Origin of the sequence: Croceicoccus sp. Ery5, from assembly GCF_020985325.1 — a bacterium.
Taxonomy (GTDB): domain Bacteria; phylum Pseudomonadota; class Alphaproteobacteria; order Sphingomonadales; family Sphingomonadaceae; genus Croceicoccus.
The window spans coordinates 2,701,092-2,724,714 of sequence record NZ_CP087587.1 but is presented as its reverse complement, the minus strand read 5'-3'; the positions used below and the strand labels follow the sequence as shown (position 1 = coordinate 2,724,714).

24 protein-coding genes are annotated in these 23,623 nt (G+C 60.1%); 13 read left to right on the top strand and 11 right to left on the bottom strand.

Annotated elements, in window-relative coordinates; translation table 11 throughout:
* Positions 1-36 precede the first annotated feature (36 nt).
* On the bottom strand, positions 37-657 hold the full coding sequence (locus LOZ74_RS12910; RefSeq protein ID WP_230291522.1) for a carbonic anhydrase: 621 nt from the start codon (positions 655-657) through the stop codon (positions 37-39).
* 5 nt (positions 658-662) lie between these two features.
* Positions 663-1,304, bottom strand: a complete 642-nt coding sequence (locus tag LOZ74_RS12905; RefSeq protein WP_230291521.1) for a peroxiredoxin — start codon at positions 1,302-1,304, stop codon at positions 663-665.
* 241 nt (positions 1,305-1,545) lie between these two features.
* Here LOZ74_RS12905 and LOZ74_RS12900 point away from each other — a divergent pair, with 241 nt between their 5' ends.
* The 4 genes from LOZ74_RS12900 (at position 1,546) to LOZ74_RS12885 (ending at position 4,362) form a co-directional block, all read left to right on the top strand.
* The gene (locus LOZ74_RS12900; protein ID WP_230291520.1) at positions 1,546-1,866 is read left to right on the top strand and encodes a multidrug efflux SMR transporter; all 321 of its coding nucleotides are present in this window, start codon (positions 1,546-1,548) and stop codon (positions 1,864-1,866) included.
* Positions 1,867-2,364: 498 nt separating this feature from the next.
* Positions 2,365-3,213, top strand: a complete 849-nt coding sequence (locus LOZ74_RS12895) for a LysR family transcriptional regulator (RefSeq protein ID WP_230291519.1) — start codon at positions 2,365-2,367, stop codon at positions 3,211-3,213.
* Positions 3,210-3,701 carry a DUF6306 domain-containing protein gene (locus tag LOZ74_RS12890; protein ID WP_230291518.1) on the top strand — a complete coding sequence of 164 codons (492 nt, stop codon included), beginning with the start codon at positions 3,210-3,212 and terminating at the stop codon, positions 3,699-3,701. The genes LOZ74_RS12895 and LOZ74_RS12890 overlap by 4 nt, the downstream gene beginning before the upstream one ends.
* A gap of 43 nt (positions 3,702-3,744) precedes the next feature.
* Complete coding sequence (locus LOZ74_RS12885) at positions 3,745-4,362, top strand: trimeric intracellular cation channel family protein (RefSeq protein ID WP_230291517.1); 618 nt, start codon at positions 3,745-3,747, stop codon at positions 4,360-4,362.
* An 81-nt stretch (positions 4,363-4,443) separates the two neighbouring features.
* On the opposite strand, the gene LOZ74_RS12880 is transcribed toward LOZ74_RS12885, so the two are convergent.
* A complete protein-coding gene (locus LOZ74_RS12880; RefSeq protein WP_230291516.1) occupies positions 4,444-6,261 on the bottom strand; it encodes a chloride channel protein in 1,818 nt (605 codons plus the stop codon).
* Between the two features lie 75 nt (positions 6,262-6,336).
* Between LOZ74_RS12880 and LOZ74_RS12875 the strand changes: the two genes are divergently transcribed.
* The 7 genes from LOZ74_RS12875 (at position 6,337) to LOZ74_RS12845 (ending at position 12,643) form a co-directional block, all read left to right on the top strand.
* The gene (locus tag LOZ74_RS12875) at positions 6,337-6,753 is read left to right on the top strand and encodes a MarR family winged helix-turn-helix transcriptional regulator (protein WP_230291515.1); all 417 of its coding nucleotides are present in this window, start codon (positions 6,337-6,339) and stop codon (positions 6,751-6,753) included.
* A 187-nt stretch (positions 6,754-6,940) separates the two neighbouring features.
* Positions 6,941-8,737 carry an assimilatory sulfite reductase (NADPH) flavoprotein subunit gene (locus LOZ74_RS12870; protein WP_230291514.1) on the top strand — a complete coding sequence of 599 codons (1,797 nt, stop codon included), beginning with the start codon at positions 6,941-6,943 and terminating at the stop codon, positions 8,735-8,737.
* Positions 8,738-8,748: 11 nt separating this feature from the next.
* Positions 8,749-10,464 (top strand): NADPH-dependent assimilatory sulfite reductase hemoprotein subunit, encoded by a 1,716-nt coding sequence (locus tag LOZ74_RS12865; RefSeq protein WP_230291513.1) that lies wholly within the window; start codon positions 8,749-8,751, stop codon positions 10,462-10,464.
* Entirely contained in the window at positions 10,457-11,647 is a 1,191-nt protein-coding gene (gene metB, locus LOZ74_RS12860; protein ID WP_230291512.1) for a cystathionine gamma-synthase, read from the top strand. The genes LOZ74_RS12865 and metB overlap by 8 nt, the downstream gene beginning before the upstream one ends.
* Position 11,648: 1 nt before the next feature.
* A complete protein-coding gene (locus tag LOZ74_RS12855; RefSeq protein WP_230291511.1) occupies positions 11,649-11,885 on the top strand; it encodes a hypothetical protein in 237 nt (78 codons plus the stop codon).
* A 66-nt stretch (positions 11,886-11,951) separates the two neighbouring features.
* The gene (locus tag LOZ74_RS12850; RefSeq protein ID WP_047820086.1) at positions 11,952-12,278 is read left to right on the top strand and encodes a hypothetical protein; all 327 of its coding nucleotides are present in this window, start codon (positions 11,952-11,954) and stop codon (positions 12,276-12,278) included.
* Positions 12,278-12,643, top strand: coding sequence for a DUF488 domain-containing protein (locus tag LOZ74_RS12845; RefSeq protein ID WP_230291510.1), 366 nt, complete (start codon positions 12,278-12,280; stop codon positions 12,641-12,643). Before LOZ74_RS12850 ends, LOZ74_RS12845 begins: the two co-directional genes overlap by 1 nt.
* Positions 12,644-12,706: 63 nt before the next feature.
* Here LOZ74_RS12845 and LOZ74_RS12840 read toward each other — a convergent pair whose 3' ends face one another.
* The 3 genes from LOZ74_RS12840 to LOZ74_RS12830 form a co-directional block, all read right to left on the bottom strand.
* A complete protein-coding gene (locus LOZ74_RS12840; protein WP_230291509.1) occupies positions 12,707-13,264 on the bottom strand; it encodes a hypothetical protein in 558 nt (185 codons plus the stop codon).
* Positions 13,265-13,325: 61 nt separating this feature from the next.
* The gene (locus tag LOZ74_RS12835) at positions 13,326-13,724 is read right to left on the bottom strand and encodes a hypothetical protein (protein ID WP_230291508.1); all 399 of its coding nucleotides are present in this window, start codon (positions 13,722-13,724) and stop codon (positions 13,326-13,328) included.
* A gap of 402 nt (positions 13,725-14,126) precedes the next feature.
* Entirely contained in the window at positions 14,127-16,211 is a 2,085-nt protein-coding gene (locus tag LOZ74_RS12830) for a TonB-dependent siderophore receptor (RefSeq protein WP_230291507.1), read from the bottom strand.
* A gap of 81 nt (positions 16,212-16,292) precedes the next feature.
* Here LOZ74_RS12830 and LOZ74_RS12825 point away from each other — a divergent pair, with 81 nt between their 5' ends.
* Complete coding sequence (locus LOZ74_RS12825) at positions 16,293-16,820, top strand: hypothetical protein (RefSeq protein WP_230291506.1); 528 nt, start codon at positions 16,293-16,295, stop codon at positions 16,818-16,820.
* Between the two features lie 53 nt (positions 16,821-16,873).
* On the opposite strand, the gene LOZ74_RS12820 is transcribed toward LOZ74_RS12825, so the two are convergent.
* Positions 16,874-17,251, bottom strand: coding sequence for a winged helix-turn-helix domain-containing protein (locus LOZ74_RS12820; RefSeq protein WP_230293890.1), 378 nt, complete (start codon positions 17,249-17,251; stop codon positions 16,874-16,876).
* 92 nt (positions 17,252-17,343) lie between these two features.
* A complete protein-coding gene (locus LOZ74_RS12815) occupies positions 17,344-17,955 on the bottom strand; it encodes a hypothetical protein (RefSeq protein ID WP_230291505.1) in 612 nt (203 codons plus the stop codon).
* A 375-nt stretch (positions 17,956-18,330) separates the two neighbouring features.
* Here LOZ74_RS12815 and LOZ74_RS12810 point away from each other — a divergent pair, with 375 nt between their 5' ends.
* Positions 18,331-18,561 (top strand): hypothetical protein, encoded by a 231-nt coding sequence (locus tag LOZ74_RS12810; protein WP_230291504.1) that lies wholly within the window; start codon positions 18,331-18,333, stop codon positions 18,559-18,561.
* Positions 18,562-18,565: 4 nt separating this feature from the next.
* Here LOZ74_RS12810 and LOZ74_RS12805 read toward each other — a convergent pair whose 3' ends face one another.
* Genes LOZ74_RS12805 through LOZ74_RS12795 form a run of 3 tightly spaced genes read right to left on the bottom strand, consistent with a single transcriptional unit; the run spans position 18,566 to position 23,598 of the window.
* Positions 18,566-21,265 (bottom strand): conjugal transfer protein TraG N-terminal domain-containing protein, encoded by a 2,700-nt coding sequence (locus LOZ74_RS12805; protein WP_230291503.1) that lies wholly within the window; start codon positions 21,263-21,265, stop codon positions 18,566-18,568.
* A 40-nt stretch (positions 21,266-21,305) separates the two neighbouring features.
* On the bottom strand, positions 21,306-22,772 hold the full coding sequence (locus tag LOZ74_RS12800) for a conjugal transfer protein TraH (RefSeq protein WP_230291502.1): 1,467 nt from the start codon (positions 22,770-22,772) through the stop codon (positions 21,306-21,308).
* Positions 22,762-23,598 (bottom strand): conjugal transfer protein TraF, encoded by an 837-nt coding sequence (locus LOZ74_RS12795; RefSeq protein ID WP_230291501.1) that lies wholly within the window; start codon positions 23,596-23,598, stop codon positions 22,762-22,764. Before LOZ74_RS12795 ends, LOZ74_RS12800 begins: the two co-directional genes overlap by 11 nt.
* Between the last annotated feature and the right edge of the window lie 25 nt (positions 23,599-23,623).

The window sequence follows — 23,623 nt, the reverse complement described above, 5'->3', positions numbered from 1 at the left end:
CTAAGGTTATACATCCGGAGAGCCGCCTGGCCCTTTCTAAACCGGGGCGCAGACCTCGTGCAGCAGGCCATCGCCTATCGCATAGACCCAACCGTGAAGCGTGATATCGTGACCACCTGTCCACGCCTTCTGTATAATCGGATTGACGGCGAGGGTCGCAACCTGCGCAGCGACATTGGCTTCGCAAAGCGCTTCCGCGTCGCCGCGATCACTTGTCGGGCCGTGCACGTGGTCCCGGTACAGCCCGTGGATCGGTGAGAGCCAGCGCCCGATGTGATCGTCGGTCTCGCCATCCATCGCCGCCTGTACGCCGCCACACCCATAATGACCAACAATCATTATGTGGCTGACCTCAAGAACCTCCACGGCAAATTGCAGCGCAGCCGCAAAACTGGGATCGTCCGCGACCGCCAGATTGGCGACGTTTCGATGAACGAACATCTCTCCGGGATCCAGATCGACAATCTCAGTCGCAGGCACCCGGCTATCGGAGCAGCCTATCCAGAAATATCGCGGCCGTTGCTGACCAACCAGACGGCTGAAGAACGTTGGGTCGACGCGGACTTTGGACTCCGCCCAAGCGCGATTGCGAGCAAACAGTTCGCCGGAGCTGCTGTCCGTCTGTGTGATAACCGTGCCCGGTGAGCCTTCGTCCAACGCAGCTAATTCCCGGATGCTTGCAGGTCGACCATCCGCAAATATGGCTTCAATGTCCTGAATCCTTGCGGAAACTGGCGCTGGGCCTCCTCACCCGAAAGCTTGGGCGAAATCACCACCTCTTCGCCCGGCGACCAGTTGACAGGCGTTGCGACACTGCGCGCGTCGGTCAGTTGCAGGCTGTCGATAGCACGCAGGATCTCGGCGAAATTGCGTCCCGTGCTGGGCGGATAAGTCAAGATGAGCCGGACCTTCTTCGACGGATCGATCACGAATACCGACCGCACAGTGACGGTCGGATCGCTTTCGGGATGGATCATATCGTAGAGTGACGAAACTTTCGCATCGGGGTCCGCGATCATCGGAAAGTCGAGCGCCGCACCCTGGGTTTCCTCGATATCGAGTTCCCACTTTTGATGCGCCTCGACAGGATCGACCGACAGGCCGATGGGCTTGACGTTGCGCTTGTCCCATTCGGGACGCAGCTTCGCCACCTCGCCAAGCTCGGTGGTACAGACCGGCGTGAAATTCTTGGGATGACTGAACAGTACCCCCCAGCTCGAGCCGAGCCAGTCGTGAAAGCGGATATGGCCCTGGGTGCTGTCCTGTTCGAAATCAGGGGCGATCTGCCCGAGCTGGATGACCATTGGAAGACTCCTTCGTAAGCTTGGCACGCAATGTGAATTGGTCAGGTCCATCAAACAAGCGAATGTTATCTATAGTTGAACGCAAAGATATTGCTGTATTTTGCTCGCAATCTGTGGTCAGCGAAGCCCCCATTGAAGCGCGTCACATCCGTTGCTATCTGCGCGGCGCGGCGACGACGTTCCCGCCTTCTGTCGAAATGATCAAGTCCGGGACGGCCCGGCGGCACTATGGGAGGCCGCCGTGGCGTGGTTCGTTCTTGTTCTTGCGGGTCTATGCGAAATCGTCTGGGCCTATGCGATGAAGCAGTCAGCCGGGTTCACGCGCCCGTTGCCGACAGCGATCATGCTCGTCGCGATGCTCTTCAGCTTCGGCCTGCTCGCCTGGTCGATGCGGACCCTGCCGCTTGGTACGGCCTATACGATCTGGACAGGCATCGGTGCTGTCGGAGCGTTCATCGTCGGAGCAGTGGTGCTCGGCGAGCCGCTGGGATTGATGCGGATCGTTGCCGCCGTGCTGATCATGAGTGGGCTCATCCTGATGAAGCTCGCCACTCCCGGTTAAATGCAGGCATTATTTCCGCCTTCGGAGGCGTTGGGCAGGCTTCCGGGATACCCGTTTGGCCTCCTTTCCGAGACGCGGGTCATGCGGCCATTCCTTATAGACACGATATTTGTAAGCCGTCTGACCAATGCTCTTGTGCACCTGAATATAGGTCCGGCGTTCCTGCACAACGGCAACGATTGCTCCAAGCGGCACGGCAATCACGAAAATCAGCGCAGCCAAATGGAGTTCATCGCCTATCGCTCCCCTCTCGTGAAAGACATTGAGCCCGAGGGCACAGCCGATTGCAACCATCGCCAGCGATAGGCCGAGGGACCAGGATTCCCGCGCCGATGGGCCCGGCTCCGGGCGCAATGGGCCAAGGGGCTTCATGAATATATCCGCGTCATGACGAGCTTATCAGTATGATCGCTGCCTCCTTGTCTGCGCATCTTCGTCCGGATACTATCCATTCGGCAAACGAATATTATTGAACGTTGATATGAAGGATTATGTTGCGTGGATATCGCGATTGCCCGCACATTCCTGGAGGTAGTGAAGACCGGCAGCTTTGTCGGGGCAGCCACCAATCTCAATCTCACCCAGACGGCCGTCAGCGCGCGTATCCGTGTTCTCGAAGAGCAACTCGACGGGCCTGTTTTTATTCGCAACAAAGCGGGCGCCAAGCTGACCCCAGCCGGTGAGCAGTTCCAGCGCTTTGCCACCACGCTGGTTCAGGTCTGGGCGCGGGCGCAGCGCGCAGTTGCCTTGCCGCCCGGCCGCGAGACAGTGGTATCGGTGGGCGCCGAGCTCAGCCTATGGAATCCGCTTTTGCGGCATTGGCTCTTGTGGATGCGGCGCGAATGCCCCGAGATCGCGATCCGCACGCAGATCGACACGTCAGAGCGTCTGATGGGCCAGGTGCAGGATGGCTCTCTCGATCTTGCGATCATCTATGCGGCCCCGAGCCGGCCCGGCGTCATAGCCGAACTGTTGTTCGAAGAAAAACTGGTGTTAGCCAGGACAACGCCAACGACAACCGAACTGAAGCCGCAAGATCATGTCGAGATCGATTGGGGGGACGAGTTCGCCGCCAACTATCACGCGGCTTTTCCTGATCAGCCCAATTCCGTGCTTTCGATCAGCTATGGCCCGTTGGCTCTGGAATACATCCTGGCGACCGGTGGCAGCGGCTATTTCCGCAAAGGTTTCATTCGCAGCTATCTTGAAGAAGGACGGCTGACTCTGGTTTCCGGAAGCCCCGAATTCTCCTACTCCGCCTATGTCGTGCATTCCACGAAAGCGGATCCAGGCGTCATGGACCGCGTTCGGGCTGGCCTTCATGACGCAGCGAAAATTGCGGTATGACGAACAAGCCTTCTTCTCCGGTCTGCTACGCTTCGGAAGCCTCCGATGCCTATATGGGTTATGCCGACCGCGACGAGATCCTGGCGGCACTCAACGAACTGCTCGAAGCCGAGCGCGCGGGTGCCCGTGTCGCGCTGGACAGCAGCAAGGCGAAGGATCCGGCAGGCTACACGGAATTGATGCGGCACGTGCGCAAGGACGAGGCGCATTGGTGCGCCATGCTCACGCGGCAGATCAGGCGTCTTGGTGGCGCACCTTCACGCAAGACCGGCGCCTTCCGCAGCAAAGCCATGGCCATTACCGAACCGCTCGAGCGACTTGCATTTCTTAATCGCGGTCAGCTCTGGGTGGTTCGCAAACTTGAAAAGCTCATACTGCGCATTCGCGACGATGCTCTTCACGCGGAGCTCAAGGAGATGGCAGACAGGCACCGGGAAAATATCATCAAGGCGGAAACATTTCTGGAACGCCGCAAGATGGAGCAATAATGGCCCGCTAGGCGCAAGTTCGGTTCCAACTTGAGTACATATCATGAATTTGCCGATCGAAAGTCTGTTTGTGTGGCTGAACCTGGCCGGCATTTCCGTTTTTGCCGCGTCGGGAGCGCTCGCGGCCGCGCGCCAGCGTCTGGATTTTATTGGTGCCTGCTTTTTTGCCCTCATCACGGCTGCTGGCGGCGGGACATTGCGGGACCTGCTGATCGATGCACCCGTTTTCTGGATGATAGATGCAAAGCCCGTCATCCTGTGCTGTATCGTCGCGGTGTTGGTGTGGGCCATCCCGCTACGCTGGTGGCCGGAGCGGGCGCTTGAATGGCTCGATGCTGCGGGGTTGGCCGCATTCTCGGTCTATGGAGCCGGAAAGGCGCTCGAGGCGGGTTTCCCGCCGGTTCCAGCAATCGCCGCAGGGGTCACTACCGCGTGTCTAGGCGGCATCATCCGTGATATAACCGCAGGCGTTCCTTCGGTATTGATGCGCAGGGAAATATACGTAACCGCAGCATTGTTCGCAGCATTCCTGTTCGTTCTTCTGACAACAATCAACGTGCCCGCACCGTGGCCATCGGCTGCCGGGTTCCTCGCAGGTTTTGTATTGCGAGGCGCGGCGATCCGCTGGCAACTGACATTGCCTTCACACCGGGGGCACTGAGATTTTGGTTTCGCAGTCGCTTGTGATTGATCTTTTCCGAAGGGCGACGAAAACGTCAGACAAGGGGGAGGCAGTCACCAGTCACCCCGGCCCTGCCGATGTTTCTGCTTCATTGCGGTCACCGATCCTGACGGCGCGACGTCCGACATGACGGCTCCGCCCCGTTTCCGCGATGCGGTTCGCGCTTCGGGCTTTGAGCAGATCCTGGCGCGAGAGAATGCCGATCACCTTGTGGTTTTCCCGCTCAATGATCGGAATACGCCCGATACCTGTTTCGATAATCAGATCGGCAACAACGCCGCCCGGCGTGTCGGGATACGCAACAGGTTGCTCCACGTCCGAGATGGCTTCGCCAAGTGTGAGTCGACTTGGACTGTGATCCGCCTGCCAACGAAGGGCATCCGTACGCGACACGAGACCAATCAGTCGCCCTTCATGATCAACGACGGGATAGCTGCGATGACGGGCGTCCGCGGTGTAAAAATCGAGCGCATCCGAGACCGTCATAGTGGAAGGAAGAGTCTGCGGTGCTGGTGTCATCAGCTGTCCCGCCTGCAACAAATCGAGAGGATCGACGGTATATTCCTGCAAGATGTGCCGGCCACGACGGGCGATCTTCTCGGTGAGGATCGAGCGTCGCATCAGGAGCACGCTGACGGCATATGCTGTTCCAGCGGCCATTATGGTGCTGGGCAGAGCATCGAAATGACCAGTCAGCTCGGCAGCGAAGACCGCGCCCGTCATCGGCGCACGCATCGCGCCGCTCATGATACCAGCCATGCCGATCATCGCCCAGAATCCGGCATCGCCTGGCAGGAATTGCCCGACCAGGAACCCGGCGGCGCCACCAAGAATGAGAAGCGGCGCCAACACGCCGCCTGACGTCCCCGAACCGAGCGCGACCAGCCACACCACCGCTTTCACAAGCAACAGCGCGCCGACGACCCTGAGCGTCAGCGAACCACCCAGCAACGCATCGATACTGGCATAACCGGCACCGAGCACATGAGCGTCGATCAATCCGCCAAGGCCTACGACGACCGCGCCGATCGCCGGCCACCACATCCAGTGGACCGGCAGCTTGTGGAAGAGATCCTCGATCCGGTAGAGTGAAGTGGACAGGAGGAGCGCCTCCAGACCCGTCAGAAGCCCGATTCCCGCTGACGCCAGCAAGGGCCAGCCCATTCCGGGCAGAGCGGCGGTCATGGGAAACATCGGTCCCGACCCAATCAGATACGGCCGCCAGGCGAAGGACACTATTGTCGCGACGACAACCGGCACAAAGCTGCGCGGCTTCCATTCGAACAGCAGTACCTCGACCGCAAGCAGAATGGCTGCGAGCGGCGTGCCGAAGATGGCCGTCATGCCGGCGGCTGCGCCGGCGACCAGCAGCGTCTTGCGCTCTGCGGCACTGAGATGAAAGCATTGCGCGAACAGCGATCCCAGGGCGCCGCCGGTCATGATGATCGGACCTTCCGCGCCGAAGGGTCCACCGCTGCCGATCGAGATCGCGGACGATAGCGGCTTCAGCACGGCGACCTTCAGCGACAGCCGGCTTTCGCCGAACAGGATGGTCTCGATCGCCTCAGGAATCCCATGTCCGCGGATCTTGTCCGACCCGAACCGGGCCATCAGGCCGACGATAAGACTGCCGATCACGGGTATGGCGATGACCATCAATCCAACCGAGGCATCGGTGATGACGGCATGATCGGCGGACAGCCGGCCGAACCAGAAGAGGTTCGTCGCAACCGCGATCAGCTTGAGCAGTACCCAGGCGCCCAGCGCGCCGCCGGTGCCGACGGCAAGCGCCATGAGTGCCAGGAGTGGCATGCGAAGATCGACACTATGATCTCCCAACTGGTGCGTTTCGACAGCGCGGGGCGGCGTAAGCGACATTGAAAATTCTTGCCTTTCGAAGTTCGAAGGAGGCAGTTATATCGTATTACGATATTTTTCAATCGGGACGATGCCATGACCGAGAAGGGCGCGCCGCTCACTGATGCAGACTACGCTGCACTGGCCTCGTTCCGGCATGCTATCCGGGAATTTCTCGGCTTCAGCGAGGCGCGCGCGGCCGATGTCGGGCTGACGCCGCAGCAGCATCAGGCCTTGCTGGCAATCCGGGGAAGCGAGGCGGATCAGCCGACGATCGGCTATGTGGCCGAGCGCCTGGTGCTCAAGCCGCATAGCGTTACCGGGTTGATCGACCGTCTTGAGTCAATGGAGCTGGTAACGCGTCACGTAGCCGAGGACGATCGGCGGCGGGCCTTGCTGCAGCTTACACCAAGGGCCCATGATCTGCTGGCGGCGCTTTCGATGGCGCATCGCGAGGAAATCCGGCGAATACGCCCTCTGCTCAGCGACATACTTCATCATCTCGACGAGTGAATGCCGATAGATGGATAACAGCAATTATATTGCATTAAATGTCCAATAACATTCGTTTGTCTTATGGCATGCGTTGCAGGACAATTGCGCCAATGAAATGAATCGCCTCTGACCGCGCCCTTCGAGGATATTTGTCGCTCGAGCCGCCGCGTTGCGACGAGTGCGCAATCGTCGAGGACAGACAGGAATGACGGCGAGAGACGTGTCGGGGGTCGCCCTGACCCCTGAACAATGGCGATTGGTGGAGGCGCTCACCCAATCGCTCAGCCCGGCGCAAGCGCGCTGGCTCGGTGGCTATTTCACCGGGCTGGAGGCCGGCCTGCGATCACCCCCTTCGCAGGCCGTGTCCCCCATCGAGAGCGCGGGTCGCAAGCTCACGATCCTTTATGGCACCGAAACCGGCAACGCCGCCGAGCTGGCGCGCGCTCTGGAAGCGGCGGCGAAGGCGAAAGGGCTCTCCTGCAATCTCTCCGATATGGCCGATTACAAAGTGCGGCAACTCGCCCAGGAAGAGGACGTGCTGATTATCGTCAGCACCTATGGCGAGGGCGATCCTCCGCAGCCGGCGACGGGCTTCTTCGAATTTGTCGAAGGGCGCAAGGCGCCAAAGCTTGAGGGCAAGCGCTTTGCCGTACTGGCCTTGGGCGATTCCACTTACGAGTTTTACTGCGAGGCCGGAAAACGGCTCGACCGCAGGTTCGAGGAACTTGGCGCGGAACGCCTCAAGCCCCGTGTCGACTGCGATATCGATTATGAGGAAGCGGCCGAAGCCTGGACCCAGGCGATTGTCGAACAGATTGGCGCGCAAGCACAGTCAGCCACGGTTCCAGCGGTCGCCGTGTCCTCACTCGCTGCACGGGCAACTGTCCATGACAAGCGCAATCCATTCCCCGCGCCTGTCATCGACAATATCGCCATCGTCGGACGCGGATCGACCAAGGAGACCCGCCATATCGAGTTCTCGCTCGAAGGCTCGGGGCTGGCCTATGAGCCGGGAGATGCGCTTGGCCTCGCAGCGAGTAACGATCCGGCAGTCGTCGCGGCACTGATCGATACGCTGGCGCTGCAACCCGATGCCGAATTCGAGCACAAGGGCCAGACAGTGAGGCTCGACGATGCCCTGACGCACCGTTTCGAGATCACCACCGCCACGCCGCGCTTTCTCGACTACTGGGCGATGCTCAGCGAGGCCGACGCGCTGAAGCAGTTGCTGCAGGACGATCGTTCCGGCGACCGCTCGGTTTTCCTGCACACCCACCATATCATCGACATCATCCGCCGCTTCCCGGTGACGGACGTGATGCCGCAGGGCTTCGTCTCCGCCCTGCGCCCTCTGCAACCGCGTCTCTATTCGCTGGCCTCCAGCCTTGCTGCCACCCCGGACGAAGCGCATCTGACCGTGGCGCCCGTACGCTATGACCTGCATGGCGAGCCGCGCTGCGGCGTGGCGACGGGCTTGCTTGCGGATCGCGCCGAGCCCGACACAGTGCTGCCGGTCTATATCCAGAGCAATCCGCATTTCCGCCTGCCGCGTGATGATGCGCCGATCATCATGATCGGTGCCGGCACCGGCGTCGCGCCATACCGGGCTTTCCTGCAGGAGCGGGAAGTGCGCGGGGCAAGAGGCAAGAGCTGGCTGTTCTTCGGTGAACGCAATTTCCGCACCGATTTTCTCTACCAGACCGAATGGCAGGACTGGCTGAAGGACGGCACGCTCGGGCGTATGGAGGTCGCCTTCTCGCGCGACGGCAATGACAAGGTCTACGTCCAGCATCGCATGAAGGAGCAGAGCCGCGACATCTTCGCCTGGCTCGAGGAGGGCGCTCATCTCTATGTCTGCGGCGATGCGGCCAATCTCGCGCCCGACGTCCACGAAGTCCTGATCGACATTGTCGCGAGCGAGGCCCGTACTGGGCGTGAAGCAGCGGAGGATTATGTCCGCTCGCTCCAGTCCGACCACCGCTATCAGCGCGACGTATACTGAAAGCCCGCCCCATGACGACCGATACCATCGACCGCAGCCGCGACCTCTCCCAACCTCTCGACAGGCTTGGCCCGGACGAGACGATGAAGGACAGGAGCGATTATCTGCGCGGCGGCATCGCCGAAGGTCTGCTCGACCGGATCACCGGAGCCGTGCCCTCGGCCGACGATGTCAAGCTGATGAAATTCCATGGTATCTATCAGCAGGATGATCGTGACCTGCGCGATGAGCGCCGCCGCCAGAAGCTGGAGCCCGCCTTCCAGTTCATGATCCGGGTGCGCCTGCCGGGCGGTGTCTGCAGCCCGGCGCAATGGCTGAAGCTCGATGAGCTTGCCCGCGCCCATGGCGGCGAAACCTTGCGCATCACGACGCGCCAGACCTTCCAGTTCCATTGGGTGCTGAAAGACAGTCTCAGGCCGATCATCAAAGGGTTGCACGACACGCTGCTCGATACGGTCGCTGCCTGCGGCGACGACAGCCGCGGGGTGATGTGCACGGTCGATCCGCAAAGTTCTGAGTTCCACGCCGAGGTGGCGGCAATGTCCAAGCAGGTCAGCGACCATGTTATCCCCAAGACGCGCGCCTACCACGAAATCTGGTATGGCGACGAGCGCGTGGCTTCGTCCGGGCCGGAAGAACCGTTCTATGGCAGGACCTACATGCCGCGCAAATTCAAGATCGGCTTCGCCCTGCCGCCGTCCAACGATATCGACGTCTATGCGCAGGATCTGGGCTTCATCGCCATCGGTGGGCCAGATGGACTGGACGGGTTCAATGTCGTCATCGGCGGGGGGATGGGCCGCACAGATCAGGCGCCCGAAACCTATCCGCGCCTCGCCAGTCTCATCGGGTTCGTTCCTGCCGATCAGGTCATCGCCTGCGCCGATGCGGTGATGGCGGTCCAGCGCGACTATGGCGACCGCAAGGATCGCCAGCGCGCGCGTTTCAAATATACCATCGACGACAAGGGACTCGACTGGATCAAGGCCGAGATCGAGCAGAGGATGGGCGCGCCGTTCCAAGACGTACGCGCTATCACCTTCACCTCGAACGGCGACAGCTATGGCTGGAATTCGACGCCGGACGGGCGCCATCACCGCACGGTCTTCATCCGCAGTGGCCGGCTCGACCTGAAGCTCCTCGATGCCTTCCGCGATATCGCGCGTATTCATCGCGGCACCTTCCGCCTGACGCCCAACCAGAATCTCATCATCGCTGGCGTTCGGACCGAGGACCGCGCCGCCATCGACGCCCTACTGGCTGAATACGGGCTGGAAACGGACACTGTCCCTCCGTTTCGGCGCAATGCGATCGCCTGCGTTGCCTTGCCGACTTGCGGCCTCGCCATGGCCGAGAGCGAACGCTACCTGCCGACGCTGCTTGAAAAGATCGAGGCAATCCTCGACCGCCATGGGCTCGCTGACGAACCGATCACGCTTCGGATGAGCGGTTGCCCCAATGGCTGCTCGCGGCCCTATATCGCAGAGATCGGGCTGACGGGCCGTGCGCCGGGCAAGTATAATCTCTATCTTGGCGGCGGATTCCATGGCGAGCGTCTCAATCGGATGGTGCGCGAGAATGCTGGCGAGGCGGCGATTCTCGAAGATCTGGATGATGCACTCGGCCGCTATGCCCGCGAGCGTCAAGCAGGCGAGCATTTCGGGGATTTCACTATCCGCGCCGGCATTGTCCGCGCGGTGACGGAAGGGCGCCTGTTCAATGAGTGATCGCGGGAAGCCATCGCCCGATCCGGCGACCGTCGCGGCAGCCTTCGGCGTCGCGGAAGACATGGCCTATGGGGCTGTCGCGCCACCACTCTATATGTCGAGCACCTACGAATTCGCGGGCTATGATCAGCCACGGCTCTATGACTACGGCCGCGGTGGCAATCCAACGCGCGATCTTCTGGCAGAGGCGCTCGCAAAACTGGAAGGCGGCGCCGGCGCCGTCATCACATCGAGTGGTATGGCCGCGCTCGACCTTTTGGTCAGTCGGTTGGTGCCGGACGACCTCATCCTTGCGCCGCATGATTGTTATGGCGGCACGATGCGGCTCTTGAAGGCGCGCGCAAGCCGCGGGCACTGCTCGGTCCGCTTCGTCGATCAGTCTGATGATGTTGCCTTCGCCGCCGCTTTGGAAGAAGTGCCTGCTCTCGTTCTGATCGAGACACCCAGTAATCCGCTAATGCGCGTCGTCGATATCGCGGCTCTCTCTCTGCAGGCAAAGGAAGCAGGGGCGGCGGTGGCCGTCGACAACACGTTCCTGTCGCCGGCGATCCAGCGTCCGATTGCACTTGGCGGTGACTATGTCGTACACTCCACCACCAAATATCTGAATGGTCATTCCGACGTAATTGGCGGTGCGGTGATCGCCGCCGATCTGGCGGAAGTGCAGAACCTGCGCCAATGGGCCAATATCGTCGGCAGTGCCGGCGCACCGTTTGATTCCTGGCTGACCTTGCGCGGTCTGCGCACATTGTTCGCGCGCATGCAGGTCCAGCAGAGCAATGCCATGGCTGTCGCGACATGGCTCGAACAGCACCCGGCCGTCAGCAAAGTCCATTATCCGGGCCTGCCCACGCATTCGGGACATGCAATCGCATCACGCCAGCAGGACGGGTTCGGCGCCATGTTGAGTTTCGAACTGGCAGGCGGCGTCGACGCGGTTCGCCGTTTCATCGACCATGTAAAATTCTTCACGCTCGCGGAATCGCTCGGCGGCGTTGAAAGCCTCGTCGCGCATCCAACGACCATGACCCATGCCGACATGGGAGACGAGGAGCGGACGGTCGCGGGCATCGGCGACAGCCTGCTGCGCCTGTCGATCGGCCTCGAAGCCGAACAGGATCTGATCGCCGGACTCGAATGCGGACTGGCCGCGTGTGACCTGGGCGGGATGCAAGGAGGATGACGTGCCCGCCTACGTCCTGATCGTCGATGTCTTCGGTTTGATCCTGGCCGTGATCGGCTTCTCCATGGCTTTTCGGCAGGACTTTGTCAGGCGCCTCGTCGGACGGCCGCCGCGTCCGGCCTCATCGGTGAACGAAAATAGCGATCCGTTGACCTACATTCTGCGGATTGCCGGTATCATGATGATGGCATTCGGCATTGCCATCGGTGGCATGGTCACGATGTTCGCCCTCGCCTAGAATGACATGTCCGTTCCCGGCGCTGCCTCGACTTCACCTTGCCCTACCAGAGCAGGAGCAAATGGCATGACGCATGAATATGATGATCCGATCGACCCTGAGCAGCTCACGCAGGCCGTTCGCCACATCGCCGAGCGCTATCGGGCCGAAGACTGCGAATTGAGCGACCTGATCGATGAGGTGGTCGATGAGCGGTTCTGTGGCTGCGTGGCGTCCCGGCAGGATTCCACTGACAGACCTGTGCGCGACGGACTGGTCGCGGAGATCGCTCGGCAGGTCCGGCAATTGCTCAATGATGGACTCTTCGACGAGGTCGACGAAGCCTCGATCGAGTCCTTTCCGGCAAGCGATCCGCCAGCGTGGATCAACCGGGGAAGCAAGGGCGGGCGATAATGGGCACTTTTCGCATCAAGCGAATTTATGATGCTCCCGCAAGCACTGACGGGAAGCGGGTGCTGGTGGACCGCATCTGGCCGAGGGGGGTGTCGAAGGAATCCGCGAAACTCGATCTCTGGCTCAAGGAGATCGCGCCAAGCACAGGGTTGCGCAAATGGTTCGACCACGATCCGGCTCGATTCGAGGAATTTAGCGATCGCTACCGCCAGGAGCTGAAGGCAAATGACGTCGAGGTGAGCGAGCTATGCAATCTTGTCGATCAGGCTGATGTGACGTTGCTCTATGCCGCCCGAGACAGGCGGGCTAACCACGCAATCGTCCTGGCTGAATTTCTCAAGCAGGAAGACGTTCGAATTGCATGAGGCAAGTCTGCCTCGACAGTCGACCTCGCTTCCACACAGATCATACTCATACATTTTACTTTGTTAGATGGCGGCATAGGTCAGCATTTCCGTGGAGCGGGGTGCCCGAAGCAAGGACCGGTCCCTTGCCTGCATCTGCTTCTCGAGTTCCATTAGCAACGCAGCCAGCCAGCGCGCGTCCTCTCCGGCACGATGTCTTCCAAATCCCAGGGCATCGATACGGGTCTGTGCGGCAAAGATGACATCGCTCTTGAGACCGGATTCCCGCAGTATTTTGCTGACACATTGAATCTCTACCGAGCAAGGTTGCGCCGCGGCTTCGTAAAGCGTTTCGAGCCAATAGGCATCGATCGGGCTGTCGGCGATAACCTGTGCTCCTCCCAGCGCTTGGGCAAGCTCGGCCGCAACCCGTTCGGCCGGGAGGCCATCGCGCCACAGTTCCGCTTGGGAAAGACGGTGCAGGCTTTCGGCCTCTTCAGTCCAGGTCCAGCCGGTCCAACTGACATGCGGACGGATCAGCCAGGATCGGGACGTAAAGCCGTCTTCGGAGATGCCCACTTCTATCGGATAAGATCGACCATGTTTGGGCAGACAGGAAGCTTCGAAATCGATCGCAATCATATGCATGGTTCAGGATCTGGATCAGGTCTATTCGTGGAACAGGGGGATTGCTCTCGATGACTTACTGCAGCAGGTTGGATGAACGGGTCGGTGTCCCGATCAGGATCTGTGCCGAACTGATCGCACAATCGAGACTCGCGGCCGCTTCCGTCAGGCAGTCAATGCACGTACATCGCTGCCTCGATCCGTCGAGCAGGCCGAGAAGCATGGATTCGTCCTCGGACAAGGCCATAGCACTGCCAATCACGACTGGCCGTCCAAGTGCATTTTCGCACAGGCTCATCAGGCTATCGAATACCGGTGCAAGCATTTCACAGTCGTGAGATACGAACATCTGGTAGAGGGATGGCTGGACCGCTTGTCCGGTATCGCGTGCTTTCCGCCAGCACCGGGTTCCCTCGACAATAACTGTACGGCAGGCAACCGCATCAAGATTCAGCGGCGGAAAACGGCGGGTCATGAGTCTGTCCTTTCTGAATTCCTCCCCCCTGATCTTTCTTATTGCGATTAGTTCGCAACTAATAGCGAGTGTCGATGACGGCCGCAAGTCACCAGAAGTCGGTCTGTCCAAACGGAAAGGCGCTCTGCCTGAACATGAGTTGGTCGGGTAGAGATCGCCTCTGAGAAGAGGCTGGTTGCGAGCGTACCTGTCTGACGCCTGCGGCGCTTTCCGCATCAGTGCTGTTCGAATTACGGCTCTTCAACCTGTGGCACAGCGTGGAGCCACAAGCCCATCAGCAGCTTTCTCTTCTCTCGCAGCCGTCCAATCTGATTTCGCGCGTCAATCCCAGTGACCCGCGAAGCGTGGTGCCATGGCTGATGCATAACCGAACGTCACAACGAAACAGAAGACAGAAGCGGCTCAGAATTTGCCCCTGGCAGTCATGAACACGCTGCGTCCGGCTTCCGGGAATCCATCCGTCAGCGTATAATATTCGTCGAACAGGTTCCGCGCGCCGATGCCAAGGGTGACATGCTCGTTCACCGCATAATCGAGGCGCAGCGAAGCCGTTACATAGCCATCGAGATCGTAGTAAACCGGCGTATCGCCGCTGGCGGTCGCTGCTTCCACCGTGGTGCGACCGGATGCGAATTCGACGCTCGGCAGGACTGTCAAGCCGTTCACCGGCTTCCAGGACAGCCAGACGAAACCCTTGTGGCTGGGAACGTCCGTTAGTTTGAACTCTCGGACAAAACCTCCCGGGGGCGCCGACCCGATGTCGAAACTGCGATGGATGTAACTATAGTTCAGCCCCGCCTTAAGCGTCGGCGAGAACTGTGCATCGATCCCCAGTTCCGCGCCATAATAGTCGGCCGAGCCGATATTTTCCCGGCGATTGAGATCTTCATCGGTGCGGATCGTGACGAGGGCATCGTCGAGCCTGCTGTAGAAGACAGAGCCGAACAGCCGCGCTGGCCCGAGCCCGGTGCTGCCGCCGATTTCGAAACTGGTCGCGCGTTCGGGATCGAGACCCGGGTTGGGCTCGGCCATGCCAAACTGACTGCTGAAACGCTCGAACAAGGTTGGAAAGCGTATTCGGGAAGAGGCGCTTGCATAGGCCGTGCTGCCGTCGTCGCCCTCCCAATCGAGCCGTCCCTGTGCATTCCATCCTTCGGCATCCTTGAGCTGAAAATTGAACAGGGCGGGTGTGAGATCATCGTCATATTCTTCGGCCCTCGAAAGGTCTCGCCAGTCGTAACTCGCCCCCAGCGTGAGCGACAAATTATCGGACAGTGCGAACCGGTTTTCCGCCGCCATACTCCACGTCTTTTCCAGACTCTGCTGATTGGGCTCTGGCGCGGCGCCGGGCAAATCGGGTTGCGAAAGCTGCGTTTCGTTATGCTCATCGCGCCGGAAATGAACGGCCAGGCTCAGCCTATCGCGCCCGGAAAGCGCCAGGGCAAGCTCGGCCGATCCGCCGATCGCTTCGTCGTCATAGGGGCTGTCGAAGGCCCGTCCCTGCGTCTGGCTGCTCAACGTACGATCGTCATAAGAGCGGAGCACATTGTAATATTCGCTGCGAAACAGCCGGGTCTTCAGCGTCGCCACATCGTCAAGCGCAGTGGTCGACAGGAAATAGATGCTCTCGATGTTCCATTCGGGCCATGTCCAGTTGCGCAGCACGCGGTTGTTGGTGGACGTGATATGAAGCGGGGCAAGCTTCGATCCTTCCTGCCGTGTATAGCTAATCGAATATTCGTCCGTGGCGTTGGGTGTAAATCCAGCCTTCAGATTGAGGCGCCAATCCTCGGTACGCGAGAAGTCGCGCGCGCCACCATCTTCATTGATCGTCGGCTCGAAATTGCCGGGGAGATCCCAGTGATTGCGGAAACTGCGAGCGAAGCTTGCCTGGGCGTACCATCTCTCCTGACGGGTGCCGAGAAGCCCGAATGCGGTGTAACCGGCATAGTCGGCGTCACGGTCGAGATCGAGCACGCCGCGCACCTCCATCTCAAGTTCCTGCGTCGGCTTGCGCGTGACGAGGTTTATCGCTCCGCCCATCGCTCCGGGACCGTCGAGTACCGAGGCATAGCCTTTCGCCACCTGAATCTCGGCAATGTCGGGAGTGAGGAACCGGCCGAAGTCGAGCCGGTTGTCAGCAGGCAGATAGACGCGGATGCCATCGATGGAGAGCGGCACCTGAAAGCGGTCGAAGCCGCGCACGAAGATCAGGCGTTCGTTGCGCGATCCGCCGCTATTGGCAGCAACAACACCCGGAATGAGGTTGGCTGCGTCATCAAGACTATTGCGATTGAACGCCTCCATAGCCTCTGCCGTGAGGGTCTCGCTGCTGATGCCGATGCCGTCCGCGCGCTGTGCCGTCACCACGATCTGGCCGAGCGTGAAGGTCTGATCGGCCTCTTGTGAGGTCGCATCGTCCTGAGCCCGGACGGCCACCGGAAAGACAAGCGTGGCGGCAACTGCAAGAATGGAAACGAGACGCACGAATACCCCCCTGAAATGTTGTTATGGATCTCGGTGTGCTATATACGGTGAAATATAGCTAAGCAATGCGAAGGAAGTTCAGTGCGACAAGCCGCGATATTTGCCGCAACGATCATGGTGACCGGACTGGCGTCAGCACCGCTCTTCGCGCAGGATGCCAATCAGCCCTGCGCCGAGCGTGTCATCCCTTCAGGTATCCTTGCGCCATGGACCCATCCGGTTCCGGCCATCGCTGCTGCGGAAGCTGGACAGAGCGATGCTGCCCGGATCGAGGCAGGCAGCGCGGTCCGGCTATCACTGCATCCCGCATCTGATGTCCGCTATGTCGTTGCTCCCGGAAAGCCCGGTGGCTCGGTCAGCTACGGCGGAATGGCCGGGTTGGATATTCCGGAAGCCGGCAGGTATCGCGTCGCGCTGGGCTCGCCCGGTTGGGTCGATATCGTCTCGAATGGGACTGCCATAGCATCAGTCGCGCACGGCCATGGCCCCGAATGCACCGGTATTCGCAAGATAGTCGATTTCGATCTGCAAGCCGGAAGCTATATCCTGCAGATCGCCGCAAATGGCGAGCCCGAGACCAATGTGCTGGTGGTGCCAGTGCGGCAGTGAACTCTATCCCCGAAAGTTTGCCGCTGAATCTCTCTCGACGACAATCGCTTCGATTATTTTTTCTGGCTCGCTTTCGGTTCATCTAGCATGGCGGCCGACAAGGAACTGTAACTCTTGCCATGGGCGGCTGTTCCCAGCTCGTTCTGCAGATTCCGGTATTGCCGGAGTACGGTGTCACCAAAAGCCGTTACACGTGCGCCACCGCCATGGGCGCTGCCGGGGGTCGTCTCTACGAGCGGATTTTGCCAACAACGGTTCATTACATCGACCAGAAGCCATGCCCGGCGATAGCTCATGCCCATCGTCCGGGCGGCGGCCGAAATCGAACCATGGTCCGCTATCGCATCGAGCAGGTCTGCCTTGCCGGGTCCCATCGCGATCTCGGCGCCGCAATAGAGCTGGATTCTTATCTTGAGAGCGGGAGGTTCCATCGTATCGAGAGGATAGTCGTCGACGCCTGTTTCCTGCAATCCACTCATTGTAGCCTTCGGTATATGCGATCGCGGCGAAGGCGTAAGCTCGCCTATTCGATGAGGTCGCCAATATCGTTGTTGCGCCACGGTTCGGGCAGGCTCGATTGAGGGCAATAGCGCGCGCTGCTTGCCCATCCACTGTCGGATTTCGAGGTAAAGCTGGTTTCATTGAGGATATCGTAGGTTGAGACATTAGTGGAAATATGCTCCTCGGCGCCCCATGCCGCACCGCCTTCCGTACAGCTTTCGGTCACGCGGTAGCTGTTCGCGCCGGTCTTCTCGATTGACTTAAAATCGCAGGGCACGCGCGACGTGTTGATCCCACTCTTGCGCACCAGCACGAGTGTCGCGTTGGATGCTTGCCCGCAAGCCGTATCGTTCACCACATAAAAGCCGGGCTTCAAGGGAAGTGTAGTCACGCTCTCGGCGTCTTGGCTGCCGTTGTCCGAAGCTATTGGTCCTCCTGGAGCCTGGACGGTTCCGCTGCCGAGAGGAGACGCCATGGTAATGGTACTTGGTTCGGTAGCGTTGCCGGTTTCGGCAAGGGCAATCGTATCGCCCTCGTTGCTTGTGACGTCCTCGATATCGCCACTTGCTGTGGAGGATGAGTTGCCACAGGCTGCGAGCAGACCGACGGTAAGAAGAAGTGCTACGCGATGCATGTGTAGGCCTCCAATCGGGATGATATGAGCCTATGCTTATCGGCGCAATTGCTTGTGGGTAAAGCCGAAAAGAGAGTGCTTTCAAGCCTGCGAACTGCGAATGCGTAAACTTCCCTGACAGACCTGACAGTTAAGACGCCGGTTCATTACGGCATCTAGTGCGCTTTGCTTCCTTCATCATGGACTAGCGGGAATGGCGGCTTGCCGTGATCCCGTCCCGTAACCGGACTTGCCGGATCGTCCCAACGGCAGGCATGATGCCGGAACATGTTTTACTCCAGTTTCTATTGAGGAGAGCAGAGGCGGCGATATGGCAAGGCGAATTTTTTGCTGTCACTCAATTCATGTTTCCGCTATGTTCTAGGGAGAAACGAGATGAATGTCATCATGACGAATTTCAACCTTGAAAGCCGGAAGACTTCGCGAACCAAGAATTGGGAAGGCCTATCTGAAATCGATCAGGCGATCCGCGACAATCGCCTGATGGAATATCGGGTCAAGAAATCGTGGGCTGACCCTTGGGGGCGGAAGCTTTCGATTGCAGTTCTTCTTCTCTTTCTAATTTTCGTTGGGTTCGTGGTCTACTGGGATCTCATTAAGGGCTAACGCCCTACCAGTTCTTCACATCGTCGGCCGCCTTTTCGCTTGCCCCTTTGGCATCCTTGGTTGCGGCGTCGAGGCCTTCTCGAGCACTACGGATTTTCAAACGACCGATCGCTTGTTTTCGCTGCACCTCGCCGTTGATGTCGGCAGCATCCACCTGAGGCAGAATACCCGAACCTCCTCGGCCGACTTGGGCGCCTCGTCGTATTGAATCCGGTCCAGAGACCGAAGGACGTGAGATGGTCTGGTTAGTCGAGACAACCAGCTGGTCTTCAATCCCGTTCCTTAGCTGTTCGGCATAGCTGCCGATGAACTTGTCTTGTAGCGCCTGACCCTGCGGACTGAGTTGGAAGGCCAGGTCGTCAAAGCGCACATCGCCGTAGAAGTCGCGATTGCGCTCGATCTCGACCAAACCCCATTCGCGGTATGCTTGCGACAGATTGAGACTTCCCGCCGCGCTGTTTCCTTGCAGGTACGACCCCTGACGCTCAAGACGGTTGGCCAGTTCTTCTGACCGCCGCGCCTCGCGGCTGTAGCTTTGGGCCTCGGTCAGCGATGCATTCATGCCCGTTGCAGACGAGGAGATAGACGAACTCGACGACGTATTGACGCTGCGGATGAAGCCATCACGCGTGCTGGACCAGTTCCGGCTTTCTGACATCTGCGCGAGGCTACCAAAGATCCGTGAGCGATCTTCCGATGCGATACCAATATCGCTGTCTGTCCAGCTTTGGTTTCGTCCGCCTTTAGCACCGACATTCGCAGACTCTACGCCATTCGTTACGCCCGCGCTGCCGCCGGCCTCGCCGTTAAGAAACCATGCAACGGTGATATCGTCGGCGGCCCGTCGCGATAGCCCAAACTGGCGCTGCAGATTAGCCGATGCCTGATCGACCTCGCTGAAAGCTGTCTGGATACTATCGGAATTGGATGTACCGGTGGCGGTCTCGAAGGCGTTTCCGCGACTGAACTGATTACGCAGTTCGCGGAATTTGGTGACGGCACTGCTTGTCGATTCCGATGCTATATTGGCATAGGTTTCGCTGTTCGAACGGGCCTGCGAAGCCATGGTCGAGAGCCGCGCGGTAAACTCCTGCCCGAGGCTGGGCGTGAAAGGATAGCTCGAGTTGGGGAGCTGATCGTAGCTGGCCTCGGCAAAGCTGCTCGTCATCGAGCCTGTGTCACTGAATGTGCGGGTTTGGCCTGCGCCATAGGTGAAGCTCGGCGCGATGGTCCCTTGCGCGAACTGGCGGGTCAACACGTTCGAATTCTCAAAACTGGTATTGCCGAGCGAGACATTGCCGGTGCTCGCCTCGCGTGCTGCTTCCTCGGCCGCGTTCTGGCTCGGATTGAGATAGCTTGTCGCGTGGTGCGAAATCGCCATCGCGCCCTTGGCGACGCCGCCTGCCAGAAACGGGACCGAGGCGATTAGATAGCCGGCCAGTAGTCCGATATCGCTGTTCACATCGGCCATGCCGGTAAAACTGGCGAGGGTAAGCCCATTGCCGCCGGCGACCGCGGTCATATCGGCTGCGCCCTTGTACATCAGCATCATGTGCAGGATGACGAAAAGCGGTCCCCATGCCGCCAGATAGAAGAAGCCGGTGAGATAGCCTTTGAGCGCCAGCGGCCCGGTTTTCGGCATCAGGAACAGCGGGAACAGGACCGGAAACAGGGCATAGAACAGTACGGTCAGCACGATATTGAGCAGCGGCACCCATTTCATGGCATTGCTGGCGATCGAGCCATAGGTCCGCTCGGTCTGGATGTCGGCGCGGGTCTGGGCATAGACATCGACATTACCCGCGCCGCTCGTTGCCGCCATCGAATGCATCGCCTGGCCCATCGCATTGATCGTCAGCACCTGCTGGAAGATTTGGGTGGCATTGGCCGAGACGCCCGAGAGATATTGGTAGGCGACGGGCAGATCGGCAAAGAGCTTGGCCTTGGCGAGCGCTGCGGTCTGGTTGGGATAAAGCTGGCGTCCGAAGACGGTCCCCATGGCGTCGATCAGACCCGCCCACTCGCCATTTAGCGCATCATAGGCTTCGCGGCAGGTGATAATGTTCGATGTCACTTGACCTCCGGCATCCCGGGTGAGGAAGCGCTGCGCGCGGGCCTGGCTGCCGGGCGCAATCGTTGCCCAGATATCGCTGGTTTCGGCGAGCGCCTTCATCGAATAGCGGCCGAGCAGCACATCGTAGAACACGCATTGCTTGAAATGCTCGTCGAGATTGGCGGCAAATTCAGGATCGGAAATGCGCAATGAGCGCGTCGCGTCATAGAGCCGCGCGCCATAGATCATGCCGTTTGCCGAATAGTTGAGGTCCCCGGGCAAGCCGAACACGACTTCGGCCGAGCCGGTCAGATAATCGCCGATCTGGCTCGTGAAACTCGCCATGAGCGCAAGGCCTAATGGTACATTGCTGACATTGGCCGGCGCGAGGCCAGGATTAAGCCGATCGGTTACATGGACGTCGAGCCGCGGCACCATCAGGCAGGAGTAGATAAGCGTTGCGCCCAGAAACCAGTTGATCCAGGCGCGCCAGTCCTGGTTGAAGGCGAGCGTCAGCGCGGAAAGGCCAAGACCCATGACCAGCACGACCTGGAGCAGGCTTTTATAGCCGCCATTTCCCGTCCAGGCGGCGACGGCCTGGAACACATTGACGAGATAGTCGCCGCCGCCAATTGTGAAAATCTCGACCATGCTGCTGGGCTCCCGCCGTTCGGGTCTCGCTAAGGGGTCATCAATGGGTGAGGGCGCGCGAATTTACGCCGCGCGACCAGTCGAGCGAGGCGGCCATGCCGGGCGACATCGAGGCGGCGAGGATGTTTTCGATGAACGCGGTCTTCTCGGTGATCTGCATGATCGCGCCGACCTTCAGATGCGTGTTCGCCTGCCGGTCGGCGAGCGCCTGGCGCACGACATTCACCTGACCGTGCCACATGGCGATCTTGGCTTCGTCCGCGCCGATGAAGCTCGACATCGAGCGGCCCGCTTCACCGGTAATTCGGTCGAGAACGGCGAAGAGCAGATCGACGCTCGCGATCTCGGCGAGCGTCTCGCGATCGTCGGTCGGCATGCCGCGGCCATAGGCGGCCTGGACGGTCAGGATCTTGTAGAGCGGGATCGAGGCGACCTGCAGGAGTTCCTTTTGCGCATCGGTAATGGCGGTATCGTCATGGACCGCCTGCACCATGCCGTCGATCAATGCGGCGACGCGTGGGCGGAGCGCCTTGGAGGCGGCCAGGCTGAGCGGTTTGAAGCCGGGATCGAGGCAGTTTTCGGGTTCGTCGCAATCGAAGATCAGCACCTCGCCGCCGCCTGCGGCAGTGCCGTCGAGGAGCGACGTGACGAGCGTCGAGGAGGCTTCGCCCGCGATGGGCACGAATTTGCCCGGTTCATCGTCGGTTGGCGGGACATAGATGATCGTGCCCAGAAGCGTCATTGCATATTCGGCGAGTTCCTCGTCGAATGTGCCGCCGGGCGAAAAGAACGCGGACTTCTTGAGGATCGTCCAGGTGTAGTTGCGCGCGACCCCCGGATTGACGTCGCCATATTCTTCGCTGCCTTGCGCGAGCGTGCTGGCGCGCTCGCCCTTGGTGCCGCAGCCGTGCTTGGCGGCGGCATAATCGGTGAAGATGCCTTCGGAATTGCCGATCGCTTCGCAGACCGCCTTGTCGGCCAGATCGCCCTTGGGCCAGACCCCGCCCACCAGCCCCTGCGCCATTTCACAGGAGTTGATGTTGAGATTATTCATGAGCTGTGCCTTTTGGCTGAACTCCTGCATGATCTTCGAACATTCGGGGCAGACGGTATCGATCGCGAGGCTGAAGGCGAAACCCACCGAATTATTGGCGACCGCCTTCAGCATCGCGACCATTTCGCTGGCATTGATGAAGCTGAAAGAGCCTGCGAAAATATCGATGCCGCCGCAGCCCGCGCGGGCGCGCGGCAGTTGCAGATTGGCGATATTGGTCGTCTTCTGCGGAAAGCGCGTCCAGACATTGCCGAGGCTGTAATAGCCTGCCGATTGGCCCTCGAAAGCGGTCGGGCCGGTGACATTGGCTGCGCCGCCGACATCATTGAGAAAGCCATCCATCGAACTCCCGACATCGGCCGAAGCGCTGCTGAGGGGGAGGGTGGCGGCAAGGAGCGCGGCCACGACCCGCTTCGTGCGGGATGTCGGGGTGCTGCGGTGTTCAATAGTCATGGCCGGCTTCCTTCGATGTGAGGAGATAGATGCGGTCCTGGAGTTCATCGGCGCTCATCACGCCGTAACCGATCGGAACGGGCTGGCCCTTGAGCGCATCCCAGAGCACGATGGCGGGCGTGATCTTGGGCTCGAGACCCATCCGGCTGCGCTGGTTCGTCTCGACGATATAGCCGGGGAAATGGCGCGAGGGTCCGCCATCGGTCGAGATCGCGCGCACCGTGATCTGCCAGGTCGCTGCGACCGATTGCACGATCGGCGACATGATCTCGCAGGCGCCGCAGCTTTGCGCGAAGAAATAGAACAGCCCGTAGCGCTCGGAGAGTTGCGCCATCACCGCATCGCGCGCGGCGCTGCGCACATCCTGCCACTGGCGCTTGCCGAGGGTCGAGACCGGGCGCTGCAGCGTATAGTCGAGATCGGGATCTTGCCAGATCGCGCGCTGCCAGACATCGCTGAAGAGCGAGGCGCGATCGAGCTGGGCGCGCTGGAAGCGGATATAGGCGGTCACATTCGCTGGCGTCGGCTCGAGAATGGCCCTGGCCTTCAATTCCCGCAGATCGGCCGTCAGCGCGTCGAGTTCGGTTGTTGCGCTTGGAACTGCCTCGGGCGCTTCGGCCTCGATTTCGGGCGGTTTGGGCTTGCTGCAATAGAACCAGTACCCGAGCTTGCGCTCCTCGCAGTAGAAGCGATCCTGATGGTCACTTGCCGCCACCGGTTCCGGTTCTTCGGCGCGCGCCGGACCGGCGAGAGCAGTCGAGGAGAGGGTGAGGGCGAGGCAGGCGATAACGCGCCGCCTCAGCGCCTTATTGGCTGGCACGGGCATAATAATAATGGACTTGTAACGGTTT

Bases quoted from the DNA above. Each gene is read 5' to 3' on its own strand.
- LOZ74_RS12880 (WP_230291516.1), bottom strand. From the start codon at position 6,261: ATGTCGCTTACGCCGCCCCGCGCTGTCGAAACGCACCAGTTGGGAGAT.
- LOZ74_RS12795 (WP_230291501.1), bottom strand. From the start codon at position 23,598: ATGCCCGTGCCAGCCAATAAGGCGCTGAGGCGGCGCGTTATCGCCTGC.
- LOZ74_RS12805 (WP_230291503.1), bottom strand. From the start codon at position 21,265: ATGGTCGAGATTTTCACAATTGGCGGCGGCGACTATCTCGTCAATGTG.
- LOZ74_RS12850 (WP_047820086.1), top strand. From the start codon at position 11,952: ATGACGCATGAATATGATGATCCGATCGACCCTGAGCAGCTCACGCAG.
- LOZ74_RS12875 (WP_230291515.1), top strand. From the start codon at position 6,337: ATGACCGAGAAGGGCGCGCCGCTCACTGATGCAGACTACGCTGCACTG.
- LOZ74_RS12865 (WP_230291513.1), top strand. From the start codon at position 8,749: ATGACGACCGATACCATCGACCGCAGCCGCGACCTCTCCCAACCTCTC.
- LOZ74_RS12890 (WP_230291518.1), top strand. From the start codon at position 3,210: ATGACGAACAAGCCTTCTTCTCCGGTCTGCTACGCTTCGGAAGCCTCC.
- LOZ74_RS12885 (WP_230291517.1), top strand. From the start codon at position 3,745: ATGAATTTGCCGATCGAAAGTCTGTTTGTGTGGCTGAACCTGGCCGGC.
- LOZ74_RS12820 (WP_230293890.1), bottom strand. From the start codon at position 17,251: ATGGAACCTCCCGCTCTCAAGATAAGAATCCAGCTCTATTGCGGCGCC.
- LOZ74_RS12815 (WP_230291505.1), bottom strand. From the start codon at position 17,955: ATGCATCGCGTAGCACTTCTTCTTACCGTCGGTCTGCTCGCAGCCTGT.
- LOZ74_RS12840 (WP_230291509.1), bottom strand. From the start codon at position 13,264: ATGATTGCGATCGATTTCGAAGCTTCCTGTCTGCCCAAACATGGTCGA.
- LOZ74_RS12835 (WP_230291508.1), bottom strand. From the start codon at position 13,724: ATGACCCGCCGTTTTCCGCCGCTGAATCTTGATGCGGTTGCCTGCCGT.
- LOZ74_RS12870 (WP_230291514.1), top strand. From the start codon at position 6,941: ATGACGGCGAGAGACGTGTCGGGGGTCGCCCTGACCCCTGAACAATGG.
- LOZ74_RS12800 (WP_230291502.1), bottom strand. From the start codon at position 22,772: ATGACTATTGAACACCGCAGCACCCCGACATCCCGCACGAAGCGGGTC.
- LOZ74_RS12810 (WP_230291504.1), top strand. From the start codon at position 18,331: ATGAATGTCATCATGACGAATTTCAACCTTGAAAGCCGGAAGACTTCG.
- LOZ74_RS12845 (WP_230291510.1), top strand. From the start codon at position 12,278: ATGGGCACTTTTCGCATCAAGCGAATTTATGATGCTCCCGCAAGCACT.
- metB (WP_230291512.1), top strand. From the start codon at position 10,457: ATGAGTGATCGCGGGAAGCCATCGCCCGATCCGGCGACCGTCGCGGCA.
- LOZ74_RS12905 (WP_230291521.1), bottom strand. From the start codon at position 1,304: ATGGTCATCCAGCTCGGGCAGATCGCCCCTGATTTCGAACAGGACAGC.